17 protein-coding genes, 1 pseudogene and 1 riboswitch are annotated in these 17717 nt (G+C 72.8%); of the genes and pseudogenes, 8 read left to right on the top strand and 10 right to left on the bottom strand.

Going from position 1 to position 17717, the window contains the following annotated elements; translation table 11 throughout:
• Window positions 1-198: 198 nt before the first annotated feature.
• Both BGK67_RS40705 and BGK67_RS07480 read right to left on the bottom strand, forming a co-directional pair.
• Window positions 199-309: pseudogene (locus BGK67_RS40705) on the bottom strand (HipA family kinase); the annotation flags it as partial.
• A gap of 18 nt (window positions 310-327) precedes the next feature.
• The gene (locus BGK67_RS07480; protein ID WP_069919170.1) at window positions 328-942 is read right to left on the bottom strand and encodes a cysteine hydrolase family protein; all 615 of its coding nucleotides are present in this window, start codon (window positions 940-942) and stop codon (window positions 328-330) included.
• A gap of 76 nt (window positions 943-1018) precedes the next feature.
• Between BGK67_RS07480 and BGK67_RS07485 the strand changes: the two genes are divergently transcribed.
• A complete protein-coding gene (locus tag BGK67_RS07485; RefSeq protein ID WP_069919171.1) occupies window positions 1019-1492 on the top strand; it encodes a pyridoxamine 5'-phosphate oxidase family protein in 474 nt (157 codons plus the stop codon).
• Here BGK67_RS07485 and BGK67_RS07490 read toward each other — a convergent pair.
• Window positions 1489-2415, bottom strand: a complete 927-nt coding sequence (locus BGK67_RS07490) for a LysR family transcriptional regulator (protein ID WP_069919172.1) — start codon at window positions 2413-2415, stop codon at window positions 1489-1491. The genes BGK67_RS07485 and BGK67_RS07490 overlap by 4 nt on opposite strands.
• A 73-nt stretch (window positions 2416-2488) precedes the next feature.
• Between BGK67_RS07490 and BGK67_RS07495 the strand changes: the two genes are divergently transcribed.
• Both BGK67_RS07495 and BGK67_RS07500 read left to right on the top strand, forming a co-directional pair.
• Window positions 2489-3460, top strand: a complete 972-nt coding sequence (locus tag BGK67_RS07495; RefSeq protein ID WP_069919173.1) for a DMT family transporter — start codon at window positions 2489-2491, stop codon at window positions 3458-3460.
• 46 nt (window positions 3461-3506) lie between these two features.
• Window positions 3507-3764, top strand: a complete 258-nt coding sequence (locus BGK67_RS07500; protein WP_069919174.1) for a hypothetical protein — start codon at window positions 3507-3509, stop codon at window positions 3762-3764.
• Between the two features lie 27 nt (window positions 3765-3791).
• Here BGK67_RS07500 and BGK67_RS07505 read toward each other — a convergent pair whose 3' ends face one another.
• The gene (locus BGK67_RS07505; RefSeq protein ID WP_069919175.1) at window positions 3792-5126 is read right to left on the bottom strand and encodes an aminotransferase class I/II-fold pyridoxal phosphate-dependent enzyme; all 1335 of its coding nucleotides are present in this window, start codon (window positions 5124-5126) and stop codon (window positions 3792-3794) included.
• A 37-nt stretch (window positions 5127-5163) separates the two neighbouring features.
• On the opposite strand from BGK67_RS07505, the gene BGK67_RS07510 reads away from it, so the two are divergent.
• Window positions 5164-5871: a pyridoxamine 5'-phosphate oxidase family protein gene (locus BGK67_RS07510; RefSeq protein ID WP_069919176.1), complete on the top strand. Its 708-nt coding sequence runs from the start codon at window positions 5164-5166 to the stop codon at window positions 5869-5871.
• Here the strand turns inward: BGK67_RS07510 and BGK67_RS07515 are convergent.
• Both BGK67_RS07515 and BGK67_RS07520 read right to left on the bottom strand, forming a co-directional pair.
• The gene (locus BGK67_RS07515) at window positions 5853-6926 is read right to left on the bottom strand and encodes a DMT family transporter (protein WP_079154068.1); all 1074 of its coding nucleotides are present in this window, start codon (window positions 6924-6926) and stop codon (window positions 5853-5855) included. The genes BGK67_RS07510 and BGK67_RS07515 overlap by 19 nt on opposite strands.
• A 124-nt stretch (window positions 6927-7050) precedes the next feature.
• Entirely contained in the window at window positions 7051-8022 is a 972-nt protein-coding gene (locus BGK67_RS07520) for an EamA family transporter (RefSeq protein WP_069919177.1), read from the bottom strand.
• Window positions 8023-8194: 172 nt separating this feature from the next.
• Between BGK67_RS07520 and BGK67_RS07525 the strand changes: the two genes are divergently transcribed.
• A complete protein-coding gene (locus BGK67_RS07525; protein ID WP_069919178.1) occupies window positions 8195-8623 on the top strand; it encodes a type II toxin-antitoxin system Rv0910 family toxin in 429 nt (142 codons plus the stop codon).
• Between the two features lie 110 nt (window positions 8624-8733).
• On the opposite strand, the gene BGK67_RS07530 is transcribed toward BGK67_RS07525, so the two are convergent.
• Window positions 8734-9342 (bottom strand): PadR family transcriptional regulator, encoded by a 609-nt coding sequence (locus BGK67_RS07530; RefSeq protein ID WP_079154069.1) that lies wholly within the window; start codon window positions 9340-9342, stop codon window positions 8734-8736.
• A 188-nt stretch (window positions 9343-9530) separates the two neighbouring features.
• Between BGK67_RS07530 and BGK67_RS07540 the strand changes: the two genes are divergently transcribed.
• Window positions 9531-10352, top strand: coding sequence for a PhzF family phenazine biosynthesis protein (locus tag BGK67_RS07540; RefSeq protein ID WP_069923698.1), 822 nt, complete (start codon window positions 9531-9533; stop codon window positions 10350-10352).
• Window positions 10353-10361: 9 nt separating this feature from the next.
• Here the strand turns inward: BGK67_RS07540 and BGK67_RS07545 are convergent, their stop codons facing one another.
• Window positions 10362-11183 carry a CPBP family intramembrane glutamic endopeptidase gene (locus BGK67_RS07545; RefSeq protein WP_432215425.1) on the bottom strand — a complete coding sequence of 274 codons (822 nt, stop codon included), beginning with the start codon at window positions 11181-11183 and terminating at the stop codon, window positions 10362-10364.
• Window positions 11184-11285: 102 nt separating this feature from the next.
• Complete coding sequence (locus tag BGK67_RS07550; RefSeq protein ID WP_069919182.1) at window positions 11286-12809, bottom strand: glutamate-cysteine ligase family protein; 1524 nt, start codon at window positions 12807-12809, stop codon at window positions 11286-11288.
• Between the two features lie 496 nt (window positions 12810-13305).
• Between BGK67_RS07550 and BGK67_RS07555 the strand changes: the two genes are divergently transcribed.
• The gene (locus tag BGK67_RS07555; protein WP_069919184.1) at window positions 13306-13926 is read left to right on the top strand and encodes a hypothetical protein; all 621 of its coding nucleotides are present in this window, start codon (window positions 13306-13308) and stop codon (window positions 13924-13926) included.
• Window positions 13927-14199: 273 nt separating this feature from the next.
• Complete coding sequence (locus BGK67_RS07560) at window positions 14200-14406, top strand: DUF5999 family protein (protein WP_069919187.1); 207 nt, start codon at window positions 14200-14202, stop codon at window positions 14404-14406.
• Window positions 14407-14518: 112 nt separating this feature from the next.
• Here BGK67_RS07560 and gcvP read toward each other — a convergent pair whose 3' ends face one another.
• On the bottom strand, window positions 14519-17404 hold the full coding sequence (gene gcvP / locus BGK67_RS07565) for an aminomethyl-transferring glycine dehydrogenase (protein WP_069919189.1): 2886 nt from the start codon (window positions 17402-17404) through the stop codon (window positions 14519-14521).
• A gap of 196 nt (window positions 17405-17600) precedes the next feature.
• Window positions 17601-17699: riboswitch (glycine riboswitch) on the bottom strand.
• Between the last annotated feature and the right edge of the window lie 18 nt (window positions 17700-17717).

The following is a 17717-nucleotide window of genomic DNA, read 5'->3' on the forward strand; positions in this document are numbered from 1 at the left end:
GTGGCGTGATGTCCCGTGCCACCAGCCCCGCCGCAACGTCCCTTCCTGGGGAGAATCTGGGGAGTATTGGCGGTCCTGGGGAGCGCGTGGGGAGAATCGACCGCGTAACGCAGCACAATCTCGAAAGACACTGAAAGACTTGTCCGCGCAGGTCAGGGGTGGGCACAGCCGCATCAATGCAGGTCAGCGCCAGCAGGTGGACAACTTCATGACGTAGGTACCGAGGTCGTCGGCCTCGACGATCCCCGGGAGCGAGCCGCCCTCACGCAGGGGCGTGACGTAGCGGGTCGCGATCACTTCGGACAGCATCCGCCCAGGTTACGGGGGTCAGGTCGCGGGAGCCCACCGCATGAGGAGGGCTTCGGCCGTGGTGATGGTCGCGACCAGCGCGAGGGAGTTGCGGATCACCTCGGCGGTGCAGGAGGCGGGGACACCGGCGATGGCGTCGGCCGGGACCACCACCTGGTAGCCGAGGTTCACGGCGTCGAAGACGGTGTTGGGGATCGCGATGTTGGAGGAGACGCCGGTGACGACGAGGGTGCGCACGCCCAGGTTGCGCAGCAGGGCGTCCAGGTCGGTGCCGGCCATCGGGGAGAGCCCGTGCAGCCGGCGGACCACCAGGTCCTGCTCGGCCACCGCGAGCGGGGCGGCGAGCCGTACCGCCTCGGTGCCGGAGATCTGGCGTACGGGCAGCTTCCCGGCGGCCCGGAACAGCCGGGCGTTGGTGTTGGCCCCGCGCCCGTCCGGCCGCCGTTCGGCGACGGCGTGCAGTACCTGGATGCCGGCCCCCCGCGCGGCTTCGGCCAGCGCGGCCACCCGCTCCAGCATCCCGGAGTCCCGGGCCTCCTTCGCGAGCTCGGGCAGCGCGCTCTCCTCGCCGACGACGCCGTTCTGGCACTCGACGGTGAGCAGCGCGGTGGTGGCGGGATCGAGATCCGGCATGGCTCCCCCTGGCGTATCGGCCGACGAGCCCGCATGATTCCTGACACACAGTCAGATGTGAAGGGGTGCGGGACGGATGGACGAGACACGCCCGGCGGGGCCGCAGCGGCGGGGCCGCCGGATCATGATGACCGACGAGGAGGTGGACGCCTTCCTCCGCGAGCAGCGCACCTGCCGCGTGGCCACGGTCTCCCCGGACGGCCGCCCGCACGTGGGCGCCCTGTGGTTCGCCTGGGACGGCAGCTCCCTGTGGCTGTACTCGATCACCCGCAGCCGGCGCTGGTCCGACCTGCGCGAGGACCCGCGGATCTCGGTGGTCGTGGACTCCGGCGAGGCGTACGGCGAACTGCGCGGCGTGGAACTGTCCGGCAGCGCCGTCTTCGTGGGCGAGGCCCCGCGCACCGGTGAACCCTGTCCGGAGCTGGCGGAGGCCGAGAGGATCTTCCCGGTGAAGAACTTCGGCCTCGATGAGATGCCGCACGACGGCCGCCACGCCTGGATCCGCCTGACCCCGGAGTCGGTCGTCTCCTGGGACTTCCGCAAGCTCTAGGTGTGTTGTTCGGAGCCGCGCTGGTACGGATGGGCGGCGGCCTGCTCCAGCGCCTCGACCGCGGCGCGGATGGAGGGGCGGCGGTCGGCGTCCGCCCGCCACACGGCGTACACGTGCCGGCGTACGGAGTCGCACACCGGCAGCAGCCGCACCCCGGCCGGCGTCGGGCCGCGGCCCAGCTTCGGCGCCACGCACACCCCGAGCCCGGCCTCCACGAACGCCAGCTGGGTGTGGTGCTCCTCGGCGATGTGGGCGATGCGCGGCTCGATGCCCGTGCCGCGGAGGGTGAAGACCAGCCACTCGTGGCAGAACTGCCCCTCGTTCCAGGAGATCCAGTCGTCGTCGGCGAACTCGGCGAGGGTGATCTGCGTCCGGTCGGCCAGCCGGTGGCCGACCGGGACCGCGATGTCGACGGAGTCGTCGAGCAGGTGCGTCCGGGTGAGTTCGGCGGGGACCGGCATGCGCTTGTTGTGCCAGTCGATGGCCAGCGCCAGGTCGAGGTCCCCGCGCACGACGGCGGCCATGCTCTCCTCGGGCTCCTGCTCGCGGACCCTCACCCGCAGCTCCGGATGGCCCTCGCGCAGGGCGGACACGGCCCGGGGCAGCAGGCCGCGCATGGCGGTCGGGAAGGCCCCGATGCGCAGCTCGCCGACCGCGCAGCCCCGTTGGGCCTCCACGTCGGCCTGGGCGAGCTCCACTTGCGAGATGATCCGGGCGGCGTGGTCGGCGAGCAGCCGCCCGGCGTCGGTGAGCCGGACGCCGCGCCCGTTCCGGGCGAGCAGGGGCTGGCCGACCTCGCGCTCGAGCTTGGCCATCTGCTGGGAGACCGCCGAGGTCGTGACGTGGAGTCCGTCGGCCGCGCCGCTGACCGAGCCGTGGCGGGCGAGGGCGTCGAGGGTGCGCAGGCGCTCCAGGTTCAACATGTAAGAAATGCTACGCCGTCACGCCGAGAAACTCTCGCTTGTTCTACGAAGTTGATACGCGCACAGTAAGGGCATGAGCGCACCCACCACTCCCCGCCCCACCCTCTCTCCGACCGTCCCGCGCACCACCACGGGCACCGCGGGCACCCGCCGGGGCCTCATCCTGGACTGGCGCGTCCGCTTCGCGATCCTCTCGGTCGTCTGGGGCTTCAGCTTCCTGCTGATCAAGGTGGGCACCGAAGCGTACGCGCCGTTCCAGGTGGCCCTGGGCCGCGTCCTGTTCGGCGCGCTCGCCCTCGTCTCCGTGCTGCTGGTCCGCCGGGAGCCGCTGCCGCGGGGGCTGCGCACCTGGGGCCACCTCGGCGTGGCGGCGCTGCTGCTCAACACGGCCCCGTTCTCGCTGTTCGCCTACGCGGAGCTGAGCATCCCCTCCAGCCTGGCCGGCATCTGCAACGCCACCTCCCCGCTGTGGGGGATGGCCCTGTCCCTGGTCGCCCTGTCCGAGGACCGCCCGACGCGCCGCCGCGTGGCCGGGCTCGGCCTGGGCTTCCTCGGCGTCCTGACCGTCCTCGGCGCCTGGCAGGGCTTCTCCGGGGTCGACGCCAAGGGCACCGCCTTCGCCCTGCTGGCCTCGCTCTGCTACCCGGTCGGCTGGATCTACGTCCGCCGCACGCTGGCCGGGACCCCGGGCTCCCCGGTGGCCCTGACCGGCGGCCAGCTGATGGTCTCCACGCTTCAGCTGGCCCTGGTCAGCGCACTGTTCACGGCGGCCCCGACCTCGTTCCCGCTGTGGCCGACCCTGTCGGTGATCGCCCTGGGCGCGCTCGGCACGGGCATGGCGCTCCAGATGCAGTACGGCCTGGTCTCGGAGATCGGCCCGACCACGGCCCAGATGGTCACGTACTTCATCCCGGTCATCGCCACCACGGCGGGCGTCCTGGTCCTCGGCGAACAGCTCCACTGGAACACCCCGGTGGGCGCCGCGATCGTCCTGGCCGGCGCGGCCCTCACCCAGACCCGCCCCGGGGCCCGCGGGCCCGCGTAGCGGCTGCTACGGTCCGGGCGATCACCACACGTCCCGGGGGGAACTCATGAGCACCGCAATCGTCCTGCTGACACTGGGTCTGGCCGGCGCCGTCCCCGGCGGCTGGGTCGCACTGAACGTGCGGGGCTCGGCCGCCTCGCTGGAGCGCTGGGCCGACGGCAACGCCCAGCTGCGCATGCACGCCCGGGGCGACCTGGGCCCGGTGGAGCGGCGGCTCTCGGCCCGCCTCTACCGCGTCCTCGGCACGGTGATGGCCCTGGGCGGATGCGTCATCATCCTCGGTGGACTGCTGGAACTCGCCTGACGCGCCGCCGCGGTCCCCGGTCCGCGGTCAGACGTACCTGACCCCCGCCGCCCCCGGCCGGACGGCGGCGGCCACGGCGTCCGCCAGGGCCGGGACGTCCGCGGCCGCCACCTGCGACACCGTCAGCCGCACGCCCGGTTCCGACTCGACCCGGAACCGGGCCCCGGCCGTCACCGCCCAGCCAGCGGCCAGCAGCCGCGTCACCACGCCCGTCTCGTCGGCCACCGGCACCCACACGTTCATCCCGGTCCGCCCGTGCGCCCGCACGCCCCGCCCGGCCAACGCCGCGACCAGCGCGTCCCGGCGCTCGCCGTACGAGCGGGCCACCGCGGCCCGGTCCACCGCGCCCGAGGTCCACAGCTCCACCACCGCGCACTGCAGCAGCCGGCTCACCCACCCGGGCCCCAGCCGCTGCCTGCCCCGGACCCGGTCCAGCGTCACCTCGTCCCCCGTCAGCACCGCCAGCCGCAGGTCCGGCCCGTAGGCCTTGGCCGTCGACCGGACCAGCACCCAGTGCCGGGTGACCCCGCCCAGCACATGCAGGGGCAGGTCCACGATCGCGTGCCCGTGGTCGTCGTCGATCACCAGTACCCCGGGGTGGTCCGCCAGCAGCGCCCGCAGCCGGGCGGCCCGCTCCGCGCTCACCGCGGCCCCGGTCGGGTTCTGCGCCCGTGAGGTCACCACCAGCGCCCGGGCCCCGGCCTCCAGCGCCCGCGCCACCGCCTGGACCTGCGGCCCCTCGTCGTCCACGGCCACCGGCAGCACCCGCAGCCCGAGCGCCGGGACCAGGTCCAGCACGCTCCCCCAGCCCGGGTCCTCGACCGCGACCGCGTCCCCGGGGCGCAGGTGCGCGGCAAGCACCCGTTCGATCCCGTCCAGGGCGCCCGAGGTCAGCGCGACCGGCCCGGCCGGGACCCCGTCGGCGTCGAGGTCGGCCCGGGCCAGCCGCGCCAGTTCCGGGTCGACCGGGTCCTGCCCGTAGAGGGTCGGCGCCTGCGCGTACCGCCGGGCGGCCGCCGCCAGTGCGCCGTCCAGCGGCGGCAGCAGCGCCACGTCCGGGTTGCCGGAGGTGAGGTCCCGCACGCCCGCCGGCACCGCCATCCGCAGGGCGTCCCGCGGCGCGCTGGAGGGACGGGCGCGCACCCGGCTGCCGCGCCGCCCGTCGGTCTCGATGACCCCGCGCTCGCGCAGCGTCCGGTACGCGGCCGCCACGGTGTTGGGGTTCACCCCCAGCGCGGCCGCCAGCTCCCGCATCGGGGGCAGCAGCGCCCCCGGCGCGAGCGCGCCCGATCCCACACCCGCTTCGACACTGGCCGCGATATCCGATGCGCGGCGCCCGGCGATCCGATAGTCTCCTAGCACAAACTATATTATGCACTAGTGCAACGGAGTCCGCATCATGACCGCCACGCCCGCCACGGAAGCGCCCGCGTCGCCCGGGGCGACCACCTCGCCCGACGCGTACGAGCCCACCGACCGCACGGTGCCGACCCGCTCCCGCGACCGGGCGCGCTACGACCGCGAGACGGTGCACTCGATACTCGACCAGGCCTACGTCTGCCACCTCGGCTTCGTCCGCGACGGCGCCCCGGTGGTGCTGCCGACCCTCTTCGGCCGGGTCGGCGAGGCGCTCTACATCCACGGCTCCACGGGTTCGCGCCCACTGCGCGCGGCCGGCATGGCCGACCCGGGGCTGCCGGTCTGCGTGACCGTGACGCACGTGGACGGCTTGGTGCTGGCCCGCTCGGCGTTCCACCACTCGCTGAACTACCGCTCGGTGGTCGTGCACGGCACCGCCTACCAGGTCACGGACGAGGAGGAGTGCCGGACGGCCCTCGACGCCCTCGTCGACCACGTGGTCCCGGGCCGCTCCGCCGACTCCCGGCCGGCCAACGCCAAGGAGCTGGCCGCCACCGCGGTGATCCGTCTGGATCTGACCGAGGTGTCGGCGAAGATCCGTACCGGCGGGCCGAACGACGACGCCGAGGACATGGCGCTGCCGTACTGGGCGGGCGTGGTGCCGGTCGCTCCGGCGTACGGGACGCCGGTCCCGGCGGCCGACCTGGCCCCCGGGACCGCCACTCCGGACTACCTCGCGGCGCTCTGACCCGAAACTTCGGCAGCGCGGACGGGCCCCGCCGGCGGCCCGTCCGCCCGCCCGTCCGCCGGCCCGCCGACCGTCCCCGTCACCTCCCCCGGCCGCCGCGCCTCCGACGCGATCAGGGCGCCCACGGCCGCCAGCAGCAGTACGGTGCCCAGCACCACGGCGCCGGTCAGCCGCTCCCCGAGCAGCAGTACGGCGATCACGGCCGCGCTCACCGGCTCGATCAGCATGATCACGGACACGGTGGCGGCCCGTACGGCGGCCGCTCCGGTGAAGTAGAGCGCGTACGCCAGGGCCGTCGGCACGGTGGCGACGTACACCAGCAGCCACAGCACCCGTCCCAGGTCGGCGGTGTGCGGCAGCAGCCCCTCGACCGCGGCGAGCGGCAGCAGGCACACCGTGCCCACCGCGACCGACCACGCGGTGGTCACCAGCGGATCGCCGCCGGCCCCGCGCCGCCCGAGGAAACGGGCCCGCAGGGTCATCGCCGCGTATCCGGCGGCCGACAGCAGCGCCCAGCCGACACCGAGCGGGCGCACTTCCCCGCCCCCGCTGCCCAGCACCAGGACGACGAGCCCGGCCAGCGCCCCGGCGACGGCGGCCGCGCCGCCCCTGCCGAGCCGCTCGCCCATCCAGTACCGCGCCCCGAGCGCGATCAGCACGGGCCCGGCGCCGAGGGTGACCACGGTGCCGACGGCGAGGCCGGTCTCGCGCACGGCGGCGAAGTAGGCGGCCTGGAACAGCGTGAACAGCAGACCGGTCGCGATCAGCGAGCCGGCCGAGGGCCGCATCCGCGCGGCCCCGGAGCGCCTGCGCCGGCGCGGCCGGCGTACCGCGAGCACCCCGAGCAGCACCGCGAGCCCGCCCGCGCACCGCCAGAACGACAGGGCGAGCGGACCGAGGTCACTGGCGAGGAAGAGGAGGGAGGCGGCCGCCCCGGCGGTGCCCCAGGCGGCTCCGGCGACGACGAGGTACAGCAGACTGCGCCCGGCAGCGGGCGATTGGTTCGACACGTGGTTCTCCGCGCATGCGTGTGAAGGATGAGAAGTGCGGGTCATCGCTTCGCGGGCAGCGCTCACCCGCCCGGGGACTCCCCGGGCAGGGGGAACTCGTACGAGGAGGTGCCGCCCGCGCTAGGCGGAGGCGGGAGGGGGAAGCACGGTCGAAGGCATGGGCGCCACCCTAGGCCCTGGTCGTCTCGCGGTCCACCACGGCCGGACCGGCCCCGGCCGGGACCGGGGCGAGGGCGGGAGCCGGCCGCGAGGACTGCGCGATGAAGGCGCCGCCCAGCACCAGCCCGCCGCCGACGATCTGCCAGGTGGAGAGGTGCTCGCCGAGCAGGATCCAGGCCAGCACGGTGGCGACGACCGCCTCCAGGAAGGCCACCACGCCCGCCACCTGCGGCGAGAGCCTGCGTACGGAGACCACGCCGGTCAGGTACGCGAAGACGGTCGCGACGAACACCACCCAGGCGAGCAGCACGGGCGCGGGGAGCGTCATGTCGCCCATGGCCGCCCCCCCGCCCAGCACCTGCCAGTCCATCTCCCACGGGCGGGCGATCACCGTCATCACCAGCGTGCCGATGAGCATGCCGTACGCGATCACGCCGAGCGGGTCGGGAGCGTCCTGCTGGTCCGCGCCCTGGTCGGCGAAGACGAAGTAGAAGGCCTGGCACAGGGCCGCGCAGAGGCCGAAGAGCACGCCGAGCGCGTCGAGCCGCAGTCCGGCCCAGATCTCGACGACACAGGCCAGCCCCACGACGGCCACGGCCGCTCCGGCGGCGGCGCCGCGGGTCACGGGCTTGCGCTGGACGAAGCGGATGTAGCCGAGCAGCAGCGCCGGGCCGAGGTACTCCAGCAGCAGGGCCACGCCCACCGGGATCCGGGACAGGGAGGCGAAGTAGAAGGCCTGCACACCGGCGACGGCGACCAGCCCGAAGCCCGCGAGCAGCGCCGGCCGGCGCAGGATGAGGTCACGGTGGCGCCAGGCCAGCGGGGACAGCACGAGCGCTGCCCCGGCCACTCTGAGCCAGACCATGTGGAGGGGGTCCAGACCCGCCTCGATCAGCGGCTTCGCCGCCACTCCGGAACCGCCGAACGCGACCGCCGAGACGAGGGCGAGCCCCAGTCCGGCGTTTTTCCCTGACGCTTGCATCCGGCCATCATGGCAGGCACCCGACAGGAGCGTCACAGGCATGACACCTGTTGAGACGCAGACGAGACCGGGCTCGTACACCCCTCCAATATCTGACAGGTCGTCAGTATTGAATGTTCCGCCCACCGGAGCTACGTTCCGCCGCACGTACTCGACGAGAAGGGGCGGTCGCATGGCCGAAGTCACCGCGGAATCACGCATCGAGGCGCCCGCCGCGAAGCTCTGGTCCCAGCTGACGGACTGGGACGCGTACGGCCAATGGAGCATGACCCACACCAATTTCCCGAACGGCGGCCCGGAGACCCTCGCGATCGGCGCCACCTTCGCCGAGAACATGAAGATGATGGGCTTCCCGGCCGAGGTCGTCTGGACCGTCTCGGAGCTGGAGGACGAGCGCGTCCTCGCCATCACCGGCAAGGGCCCGATGGGCGTGGCCGTCCTCACCCGGTACACCCTGGTCCCGGACGGCGCGGCCACCACCGTCCGCATCGACGGCGAGTTCACCGGTGCGGCCGTCTCCCTGATGGCGGGCAAGCTCAAGGACTCGGCCACCGCCGCGCTGAACGAATCGCTGCGCAAGCTGGCCGGCCTGGTCTCCTGACCCCTCGCCCCCGCCGTCCGCCCACCTCCACCCCACGTTTCCGTACGCACGACGGCGCGCCCCGCGAGTGACTCGCGGGGCGCGCCGTCGTGGTCGCCCGGGCCGTCCGGTCAGTGCTCGTCGGCCAGGATCAGGTAGAGCTTCTTGCGGGCGTCGTTGACGACCGCGACGGCCTTCTCCCGCTGCTCGGGGGTGCCGGTCTTGAAGACCTGGCCGAAGGCCTCCATCAGCCCGACCCCGGCCGCCCGGACCTCGTGCATCGCCTCGAAGTCGAAGCCGCGCCCGGCGTCCGCCCAGGGCGCGTCCGGGCCCGACTCGGCCTCGCCGCGGCCGGCGTCGGTGAGCGTGAACAGCTTCTTGCCGCCCTCGCTCTCGCTGGTGATGAGCCCCTCGTCCTCGAGCAGCTGCAGGGTCGGGTAGACCGAGCCGGGGCTGGGCTTCCAGGCCCCGCCGCTGCGCTCGCCGATCTCCTGGATCATCTCGTAGCCGTGCATCGGCCGGTCGCCGAGCAGCGCCAGGATCGAGGCGCGCACGTCTCCGCGCCGGGCCCGGCCCCGCGGCCCGCCGCGCCCGCCGCGCCCGCCGAAGGGGCCGCCGCCGAAGGGCGGTCCGAACGGTCCGAAGGCGGCACGACGCCCCTCGAACCCCTCCCGACGATCGGGCCCGCAGTGGCCGTGGCCCCGGCCGTGCTCATGTCCGTGCTGTCCGTGTGAACGCATGACTGCGCTCCTTTCGTCTCGTACGCCGCCTTCACGGTGTATCGATTGTCCGATATCTTCACTATCGATGATCCATCGCGATGCGTCAACGATATATCGGAAACTTCTCCGGCGAACACTGGTGCGGCAGTCCAGTCGCCCCGGATTGGCCTTTGGCGGCGATCGAAAACCCGCCCTACGGTCGGTCCATGCGCATCCGAATCGTCGACGCCTTCACCGACCGCCCCTTCCACGGGAACCCCGCCGGAGTCCTGCTCCTCGACACCGCGTTCCCCCCGGACGCCTGGCTCCAGCAGGTCGCCTCCGAGGTGAACCTCTCCGAGACCGCCTTCGCCCACCCGCTGCCGCCCGGTTCGGACGCCGACTGGGCGCTGCGCTGGTTCACCCCGGCGGCCGAGGTCGACATGTGCGGGCACGCGACCCTCGCCACGGCGCACGTCCTCGCCACCAGCGGCCTCGCCGACGGGCTGGTGCGCTTCAGCGCCCGCTGCGGCGTCCTGACCGCCGAAACCGCCCCGGACGGGGCCGTCACCCTGGACTTCCCGACGTCCTCGCTCACCCCGGCCCCGGCTCCGGCGGCCGTGCAGTACGCCCTCGGCGGCGCCCCGATCCTGTCGGTGCACGACACCGCCGCCCACGTCGGGGACCTGCTGATCGAGCTCGCCGACGAGCGGACGGTCCGCGAACTGGTCCCCGACCACGCCGCCCTGCGGGCCTTCGCCAAGCGCGGGGTGATCGTCACCGCGCAGGCCGAGGATCCCTCGCGCGGGTACGACTTCGTCTCCCGCGGCTTCTTCCCGGCCTTCGGGATCGACGAGGACCCGGTCACCGGCAGCGCGCACACCGCGCTCGCCCCCTTCTGGGCCCAGCGCCTGGGCCGCACGGAGCTGACCGGCCTCCAGGGCGGCGCCCGCCGGGGTCTGGTACGGGTCACTCTGGCGGGCGAGCGCACCCTGCTGACCGGCCACGCGGTGACCGTCCTGGACGGGGAGCTCCTCACCGCCCCGTGACGGGGCCGGCTACGGCGTCGGCAGCCAGCCCACCTTGCCCGCGAGCAGCGCGTACCCGCCGAAGGCCACGATGTCGAGCAGCGCGTGCGCGACGACGAGGGGCCCGACCCGGCCCCACCGCCGGTAGGCCAGTACGAAGACGACGCCCATCACCACGTTGCCGATGAAACCGCCGATGCCCTGGTAGAGGTGGTAGGAGCCGCGCAGCAGCGAGCTGGCCAGCAGCGCGGCCATCGGCGACCAGCCGAGCTGGTCCAGCCGCCGCAGCAGGTAGGCCAGCACGATCACCTCCTCCACCACGGAGTTCTGCACCGCGGAGAGGATCAGTACGGGGAACTTCCACCACACGTCGGGCAGGGCCTCCGGCACCACCGTGAGGTTGAACCCGGTGGCCCGCGCCCCCAGGTAGAAGAGGAGCCCGGCGCTCCCGATCCCGGCCGCGACCAGAGCGCCCCGCCCCAGGTCCCCCACCGGGCGGGTGCGGTCGAAGCCCAGCACCCGCAGGCCCGGCGCGCCCTCGCGGGTCAGCAGGTGCGCCACCAGCAGTACGGGGACCAGGGCGGTCGCGATCCCGAACAGCTGCCAGGCCAGGTCGAGCCAGGGCCGGCCGGGCGCGTACGAGCCGTTGAGCGTGGCGGCCTGGTCCTTGAGGCCGCCCGGTCTGGTGAGCGAGCCGATGAAGCTGATGAGCGCCGAAACCCCGCTCGCGCCCAGCGACAGCGCCAGGACGAGCAGGGTCTCGGTGCGCAGGACACGCCGCCGCCCGTCCGCGTCCAATTCCACGAACACCGGCTCCGGCTCCGCCCGCACGCCCGACTCCCGTCCCGCCATCCCGATACGACCACCCCATACTGCCTCCTCGGGGGGCGGCGGGCGGCCCTGGGGCCGCGGAGGAGGGGCGCGGGCGGATGTCGCCGGGAGAGCCGGGCGGGGTCAGCCTCCGGCGGGCACCGCCCCCTCCCCAGGCCCCACGGGCCAGGTGTGCACGGGATCGCCCTTGTGCATCAGCTCGGTGTAGCGCCGGGTGGTCGCCGCCAGGGCCGCGTCGCGGTCCAGGCCGGACGCGAGCGCCCGGTGGTAGGTGTCCACCTGCCAGGTCGCCCCGTTCGCCCGCCGCCGGCAGCGCTCCTCGATGATGCCGAGGTAGCGGTCCCGGTCCGCGGGCTCGATCCCCCACGCGTCCAGGCCGGCCGCCGCCATCGGCAGCAGCTCGTCCAGGACCAATCGGACCGCCGGCACACTGGCCAGTCCCCCGGCCCGGCCCCGGCGCGGCCAGCGCAGCCGCGCGTCGATCCCGTAGCGGCAGGCCGCGTCGAAGTTGGCCTCCGCCTCGGCGAAGGGCAGCCGGGTCCACACCGGGCGCGGCTCGTCGGCGAGGGTGCGTACGAGCCCGTAGTAGAAGGCGGCGTTGGCGACGACGTCGGCGACGGTGGGCCCGGCCGGCAGCACCCGGTTCTCCACGCGCAGGTGCGGCACCCCGTCGGCGACCCCGTACACGGGCCGGTTCCACCGGTAGACGGTGCCGTTGTGCAGGACCAGCTCCCGGAGCCCCGGCACCCCGCCCTCGGCGAGCACCCGCAGCGGCTCCTCCTCGTCGCAGATGGGCAGCAGGGCCGGGAAGTAGCGCACGTTCTCCGCGAAGAGCTCGTACGGCGAGTCCACCCAGCGCTCCCCGAACCAGGTGCGCGGCCGTACCCCCTGCGCCTGGAGCTCGGGCGGCCGGGTGTCGGTGGCCTGGGTGAACAGCGGCGGCCGCGACTCCCGCCACAGCTCGCGCCCGAACAGGAAGGGCGAGTTCGCGCCCACGGCTATCTGTGCGGCGACCACCGCCTGGGCCGCGTTCCACACGTCCGCGAACCGTGCCGGGGTCACTTGCAGGTGCAGCTGCACGGAGGTGCAGGCGGCCTCGGGCACGATCGACCCGGTGTTCCAGACCAACCGTTCCACGCCGTCGATGTCGAGCGTGAAGTCCTCGCCGCGCATCATCAGGATCTGCTCGTTGAGCAGCGAGTAGCGGTCGACCGCCGAGAGGTTGGCGGTGACCAGGTCCTCCCGGGTGACCGTCGGCAGAATGCCGATCATCACCACACCGGCGTCGATCTCCGCGGCCTGCCGGTGGGCATAGCCCAGACCCGCGCTGAGTTCCTCCGCGAGCTGATCGAATACCCGGCCGCCGAGGCGGTGCGGAAGGACGTTCACCTCCATGTTGAACATTCCGAGTTCGGTCTGGAAATCAGGGCTCGCAATCCGCTCCAGCACCTGGGCATTCACCATTCTCGGCAAGCCGTCGGCACCCGCCAGATTCAACTCGATCTCCAGTCCCATCATGTTCTTGGGACGATCGAACCTCTTCTCCGCCAGAAGTCGCTCCAGCCCCTCCAGACACTCGTGGAGCTTCCTTCGATACCGCTGCCGATCGGACAGGTCGAACCCGCCTGCCACGACCTTCTCCCCCATCGAAGCGTCCCTCCTCGAGTGGCCCCGGCCCAGTGGCGCCCAGGCGGGCATGTACGGTCGATGATGCCCCGGCAGCATGATCCATAACGCGGCGGGGGCGTGCGTGGCGAGGAGCGCGCGCCGGTTTGGCCGACGGGCGTTTTGGCACATTCACCTGGCAAGTCGTTAACCGCAAATTCCGCATCGACTTTGCCGGTTCCGGATAACCGGCGCTTTCCAGCCGAGCCCCTTTCCGGTAACCTCCGAGGTCAGCGCGACATGTTCGCACCTATCCGGCATGAATGCCATGTCAGCGGGACCGGTAAGCGCCTTGCCGGCCATAGGCGGGACAGCTAGCTGAAACACTGGGTGAACACATGTCGTATAAACTCCGCAAACGAGGCAGAGAGTTGGCGCGCGGCCATTGCCCCTCAGCCCCCCTCTGGCCCCAGAATGCGACAGCGCCGTCCGCACCCGCCCCGATTCCACAGGTCTCCCAAGCGAGAGGCGACCCACCATGCCGCTGCATGTCCCCCCGGCCCCCGCACCCGCCCTGCGCAGCGTCCTCGCGGCTCTCGGTTCCCCCACCGCCGTCCACGAGGCACACACTCCCTCCCTGCGCGCCCTCCCGGGGCCGGTGACCGCCGAACTCCCCCTTCCGGTCCACGTCCTGGACCGGTTGAACATCTCGGACCTGGCGTCCGGCGGCAGGCCGCCCCGCACCCGCCTCACCGGCTGGCGGTTCCTGATCCGCAGCGGGGACCGCTACGTCGCGGCCGCCGACACCCGGCTCACACCGGACGGATGGCTCTTCTCCCACTTCTTCGAGGGCCCGTACGTCGCCGCCACCGAACGCGCCCTGCGCCAGGCCGAGTCGCTCGGCACGGCGTACCAGCCGCGGCTGCTGTCCGTACCGGAGCTGTACATGCTGACCCTGTGGCTGCACGGGGCGGTGGGCGCCGACGCCTCCGCCGGGCTGCCCGCGGCCGAGGACCTGCTGATCCCGCTCGCGCCGGCCCCGCCCGGCATCGCCGCGCACCGGCCGCACCCGGTGTCCGAGCTGCTGCGCGTCATGAGCCGCCGGCTGACCCCCGCGACGGCGCCCACCCCGCCCTCGCTGGCCGCGCCGGCGGCCTGACCGGCCCGGTGGCCCGAGTGGCCCATTCGGCCTAGCCCGCTCGGGCCACTTGCGAACCACCCAAAATGACAGGGGAGTTGGCCTGAACCGCCCGCACGAGTGATGCGTCATCAATCTATGAGGACAGCTGGCGGGAAATACCTGCGAAGCGGCTGTCGTGGGGGAAGACTGAGGACAAGCTCCCCGCGGGTGCGGGGATGACCCAGGGGGACGGCCATGAACGACGCATCGAGCCGTAGCACGCAGACCACACCGCAGCGAAAGAACGCATCCATGTGCCAGCACCAGCCAGCCTGCCCGTCAGCCGAATCCGCCGACCGGGAGGCCGCGCTCCCGGTGGCCAACCACCCGGAACAGGGCTGGAGCCTGCTGTGCAACGGCGTCCTGCTCTTCGAGGACACCGGTGAGCTGCTGCCGGACGGCCAGATCATCGCCCCGCACCGCCCGCTCGCGGCGGCCCACGTGGTGAAGGCCGCCTAGCAGGCCGAAACCGGACGGCCCGCCCAGGGAGACGGGCGGACCGGCATACCGGCCGCGGCAACGACGAAGGGGCCGGCCCGGGAGAAATCCCGGACCGGCCCCTCGCTCATGGTCAGTTGTCGTACTCGTCCAGCGGCGGGCAGGAGCACACCAGGTTCCGGTCGCCGAACGCGCCGTCGATGCGGCGCACCGGCGGCCAGTACTTCTCGGCAGCCGTGACCCCGCCCGGGAAGACGGCCTCGTCACGGGTGTACGGGTGGTTCCACTCGCCGCCCAGCGCCGCTGCGGTGTGCGGGGAGTTGGCCAGCGGGTTGTCGTCCGCCGGCCACTCGCCGGCCGCGACCCGCTCGATCTCGCCGCGGATGGCGATCATCGCGTCGCAGAAGCGGTCGATCTCGACGAGGTCCTCGGACTCCGTCGGCTCGATCATCAGCGTGCCGGCCACCGGGAAGGACATGGTCGGCGCGTGGAAGCCGTAGTCGATCAGACGCTTGGCGATGTCGTCCACGCTCACGCCCGTCGCCTTCGACAGCGGGCGCAGGTCGATGATGCACTCGTGCGCGACCAGGTTGCCCGGGCCGGTGTAGAGCACCGGGTAGTGCGGCTCCAGGCGCTTGGCGATGTAGTTCGCGCCGAGCACGGCCACCTGCGTGGCCCGCTTGAGGCCCTCGCCGCCCATGAGGCGCACGTACGACCAGGAGATCGGCAGGATGCCGGCCGAACCCCACGGGGCGGCCGAGATCGGGCCGACGCCCGTCTCGGGGCCCGCGGTCGGCTGGAGCGGGTGGTTCGGCAGGTACGGGGCCAGGTGCGCCCGGACACCGACCGGGCCCACGCCCGGACCCCCGCCACCGTGCGGGATGCAGAAGGTCTTGTGCAGGTTCAGGTGCGAGACGTCGCCGCCGAAGTGACCGGGCTTGGCCAGGCCCACCAGGGCGTTGAGGTTGGCGCCGTCCACGTAGACCTGGCCGCCGGCCTCGTGCACCTGGGCGCAGATCTCGGCGACGTGCTCCTCGAACACACCGTGGGTGGAGGGGTAGGTGATCATCAGCACCGCGAGCTCGTCGCGGTACTGCTCGATCTTGGCGCGCAGGTCGTCCGCGTCGACCTCGCCGTCGTCGGCGGTCTTGACGACGACCACCTTCATACCGGCCATCACGGCGCTCGCGGCGTTGGTGCCGTGCGCGGAGGACGGGATGAGGCAGACGGTGCGCTGCTCGTCGCCGTTCGCGCGGTGGTAGGCGCGGACGGCCAGCAGGCCGGCCAGCTCACCCTGGGACCCGGCGTTGGGCTGGATCGAGACCTTGTCGTAGCCCGTGACCTCGCAGAGACGTTCCTCCAGCTCGTTGATGAGCGTGAGGTACCCCTCGGCCTGCTCGACCGGGGCGAACGGGTGCAGCTGGCCGAACTCGGGCCAGGTCACCGGCTCCATCTCGGTGGTCGCGGTGAGCTTCATGGTGCAGGAGCCCAGCGGGATCATGCCGCGGTCCAGCGCGTAGTCCTTGTCCGAGAGCTTGCGCAGGTAGCGCAGCATCGCGGTCTCGGAGCGGTGCTGGTGGAAGACCGGGTGGGTCAGGTAGTCGTCCGAGCGCAGCAGTCCCTCGGGCAGGGTGTCGTCCGTGGTCGCGTCGAGCGCCGCGATGTCCGCGCTGACACCGAAGGCCGCCCATACGGCCTCGACGTCGGCGCGCAGGGTGGTCTCGTCGCAGGCGACGGACACGTGGTCGGCGTCGGCCCGGTACAGGTTGACCCCGCCCTCGCGGGCGGCGGCGACGACCTCGTCCGCGCGACCCGGGACCCGGGCCGTGATCGTGTCGAAGTACGCGCCGTGCACGATCTCGACCCCGCCGGCCCGCAGGCCCGCGGCGAGCAGCGCGGCGTAGCGGTGGGTGCGCCGGGCGATCGTCCGCAGCCCGTCCGGCCCGTGGTAGACGGCGTACATGGCCGCCATGACGGCGAGCAGCACCTGCGCGGTACAGATGTTGCTGGTGGCCTTCTCACGGCGGATGTGCTGCTCACGGGTCTGCAGCGCCAGGCGGTACGCCTTGTTGCCGTCCGCGTCCACGGAGACGCCGACCAGGCGGCCCGGCAGCGAGCGCGCGTGCTTGGCCTGGACGGCCATGTAGCCGGCGTGCGGTCCGCCGAAGCCCATCGGGACACCGAAGCGCTGCGTGGTGCCGACGGCGATGTCGGCGCCCAGCTCGCCCGGGGAGGTCAGCAGGGTCAGCGCGAGCAGGTCGGCCGAGACGGTGACGATGGCACCGAGCTCGTGCGCCTGGTCGATCAGCGGCTTGATCTCCCGTACGGCACCGGAGGCGCCCGGGTACTGGATCAGCACGCCGAACACGCCGCGCTCGGCGATCTCGGCCGGGATGCCGTCCGAGAGGTCGGCGACGACGACCTCGACGCCCGTGGGCTCGGCGCGGGTCTCGATCACGGCGATGGTCTGCGGCAGCGCGTCCGCGTCGATCAGGAAGACGCCGTTCTTGACCTTGCCCACACGGCGGGCCAGCGACATGGCCTCGGCGGCCGCGGTGCCCTCGTCGAGGAGCGAGGCACCGGAGGTCGGCAGGCCGGTGAGGTCGGCGACGACGGTCTGGAAGTTCAGCAGCGCCTCGAGGCGGCCCTGCGAGATCTCGGGCTGGTACGGCGTGTAGGCCGTGTACCAGGCCGGGTTCTCCATGACGTTGCGCAGGATCACCGGCGGGGTGAAGGTGCCGTAGTAGCCGAGGCCGATCATCGGGGAGAGGACCTGGTTGCGGTCGGCCAGCGAGCGCAGCTCGGCGAGCACCTCGGCCTCGGTCAGCGCCTCGGGCAGGTCGAGCGCTTCGGCGGTCTTGATGACATCCGGCACCGCGGCGGCGGTCAGTTCGTCCAGGGAGCCGTAGCCCACCTGGGCGAGCATCTTCGCCTGCGCCTCGGCATCCGGGCCGATGTGGCGCTGCTCGAAGGGGATGCCTCGCTCCAGCTGGGAGAGCGGAATGCGGTTGGCGGTCATGAACGGAGGCCTCCTGGTCGTATGACCTGCGAGGGGCACCACGGCGCGGGCACCCGGACGGCCTCCCCCTCTGTCATCTCAACCTGAGAGCTTCACCGGATCCACGGGGGTCGCCCGCGAGGTCCGGCTTTCACCGTCGGTGAGGAGTGGGACCGGCACTGCACGCCCGGTACCCGCCCCTGCTTTCCAGAGTGGCCTCGTCCGTGCGGTACGTATGCCTGAGAGATTCCGGGGAGGATTTGCTCCTTCGGCGCCTCCGTCGCGTTCATTCGGAGGACTCTCCCGCACAGGGTCGACAGCCATCACCCAGCCT

This window comes from Streptomyces subrutilus (genome assembly GCF_001746425.1).
Lineage (GTDB): Bacteria > Actinomycetota > Actinomycetes > Streptomycetales > Streptomycetaceae > Streptomyces > Streptomyces subrutilus_A.

Bases quoted from the DNA above. Each gene is read 5' to 3' on its own strand.
- BGK67_RS07515 (WP_079154068.1), bottom strand. From the start codon at position 6,926: ATGACCCGCACTTCTCATCCTTCACACGCATGCGCGGAGAACCACGTG.
- BGK67_RS07560 (WP_069919187.1), top strand. From the start codon at position 14,200: ATGTGCCAGCACCAGCCAGCCTGCCCGTCAGCCGAATCCGCCGACCGG.
- BGK67_RS07525 (WP_069919178.1), top strand. From the start codon at position 8,195: ATGGCCGAAGTCACCGCGGAATCACGCATCGAGGCGCCCGCCGCGAAG.
- gcvP (WP_069919189.1), bottom strand. From the start codon at position 17,404: ATGACCGCCAACCGCATTCCGCTCTCCCAGCTGGAGCGAGGCATCCCC.
- BGK67_RS07485 (WP_069919171.1), top strand. From the start codon at position 1,019: ATGGACGAGACACGCCCGGCGGGGCCGCAGCGGCGGGGCCGCCGGATC.
- BGK67_RS07540 (WP_069923698.1), top strand. From the start codon at position 9,531: ATGCGCATCCGAATCGTCGACGCCTTCACCGACCGCCCCTTCCACGGG.
- BGK67_RS07550 (WP_069919182.1), bottom strand. From the start codon at position 12,809: ATGGGGGAGAAGGTCGTGGCAGGCGGGTTCGACCTGTCCGATCGGCAG.
- BGK67_RS07520 (WP_069919177.1), bottom strand. From the start codon at position 8,022: ATGCAAGCGTCAGGGAAAAACGCCGGACTGGGGCTCGCCCTCGTCTCG.
- BGK67_RS07495 (WP_069919173.1), top strand. From the start codon at position 2,489: ATGAGCGCACCCACCACTCCCCGCCCCACCCTCTCTCCGACCGTCCCG.
- BGK67_RS07490 (WP_069919172.1), bottom strand. From the start codon at position 2,415: ATGTTGAACCTGGAGCGCCTGCGCACCCTCGACGCCCTCGCCCGCCAC.
- BGK67_RS07480 (WP_069919170.1), bottom strand. From the start codon at position 942: ATGCCGGATCTCGATCCCGCCACCACCGCGCTGCTCACCGTCGAGTGC.
- BGK67_RS07530 (WP_079154069.1), bottom strand. From the start codon at position 9,342: ATGCGTTCACACGGACAGCACGGACATGAGCACGGCCGGGGCCACGGC.
- BGK67_RS07500 (WP_069919174.1), top strand. From the start codon at position 3,507: ATGAGCACCGCAATCGTCCTGCTGACACTGGGTCTGGCCGGCGCCGTC.
- BGK67_RS07545 (WP_432215425.1), bottom strand. From the start codon at position 11,183: ATGGCGGGACGGGAGTCGGGCGTGCGGGCGGAGCCGGAGCCGGTGTTC.
- BGK67_RS07555 (WP_069919184.1), top strand. From the start codon at position 13,306: ATGCCGCTGCATGTCCCCCCGGCCCCCGCACCCGCCCTGCGCAGCGTC.
- BGK67_RS07510 (WP_069919176.1), top strand. From the start codon at position 5,164: ATGACCGCCACGCCCGCCACGGAAGCGCCCGCGTCGCCCGGGGCGACC.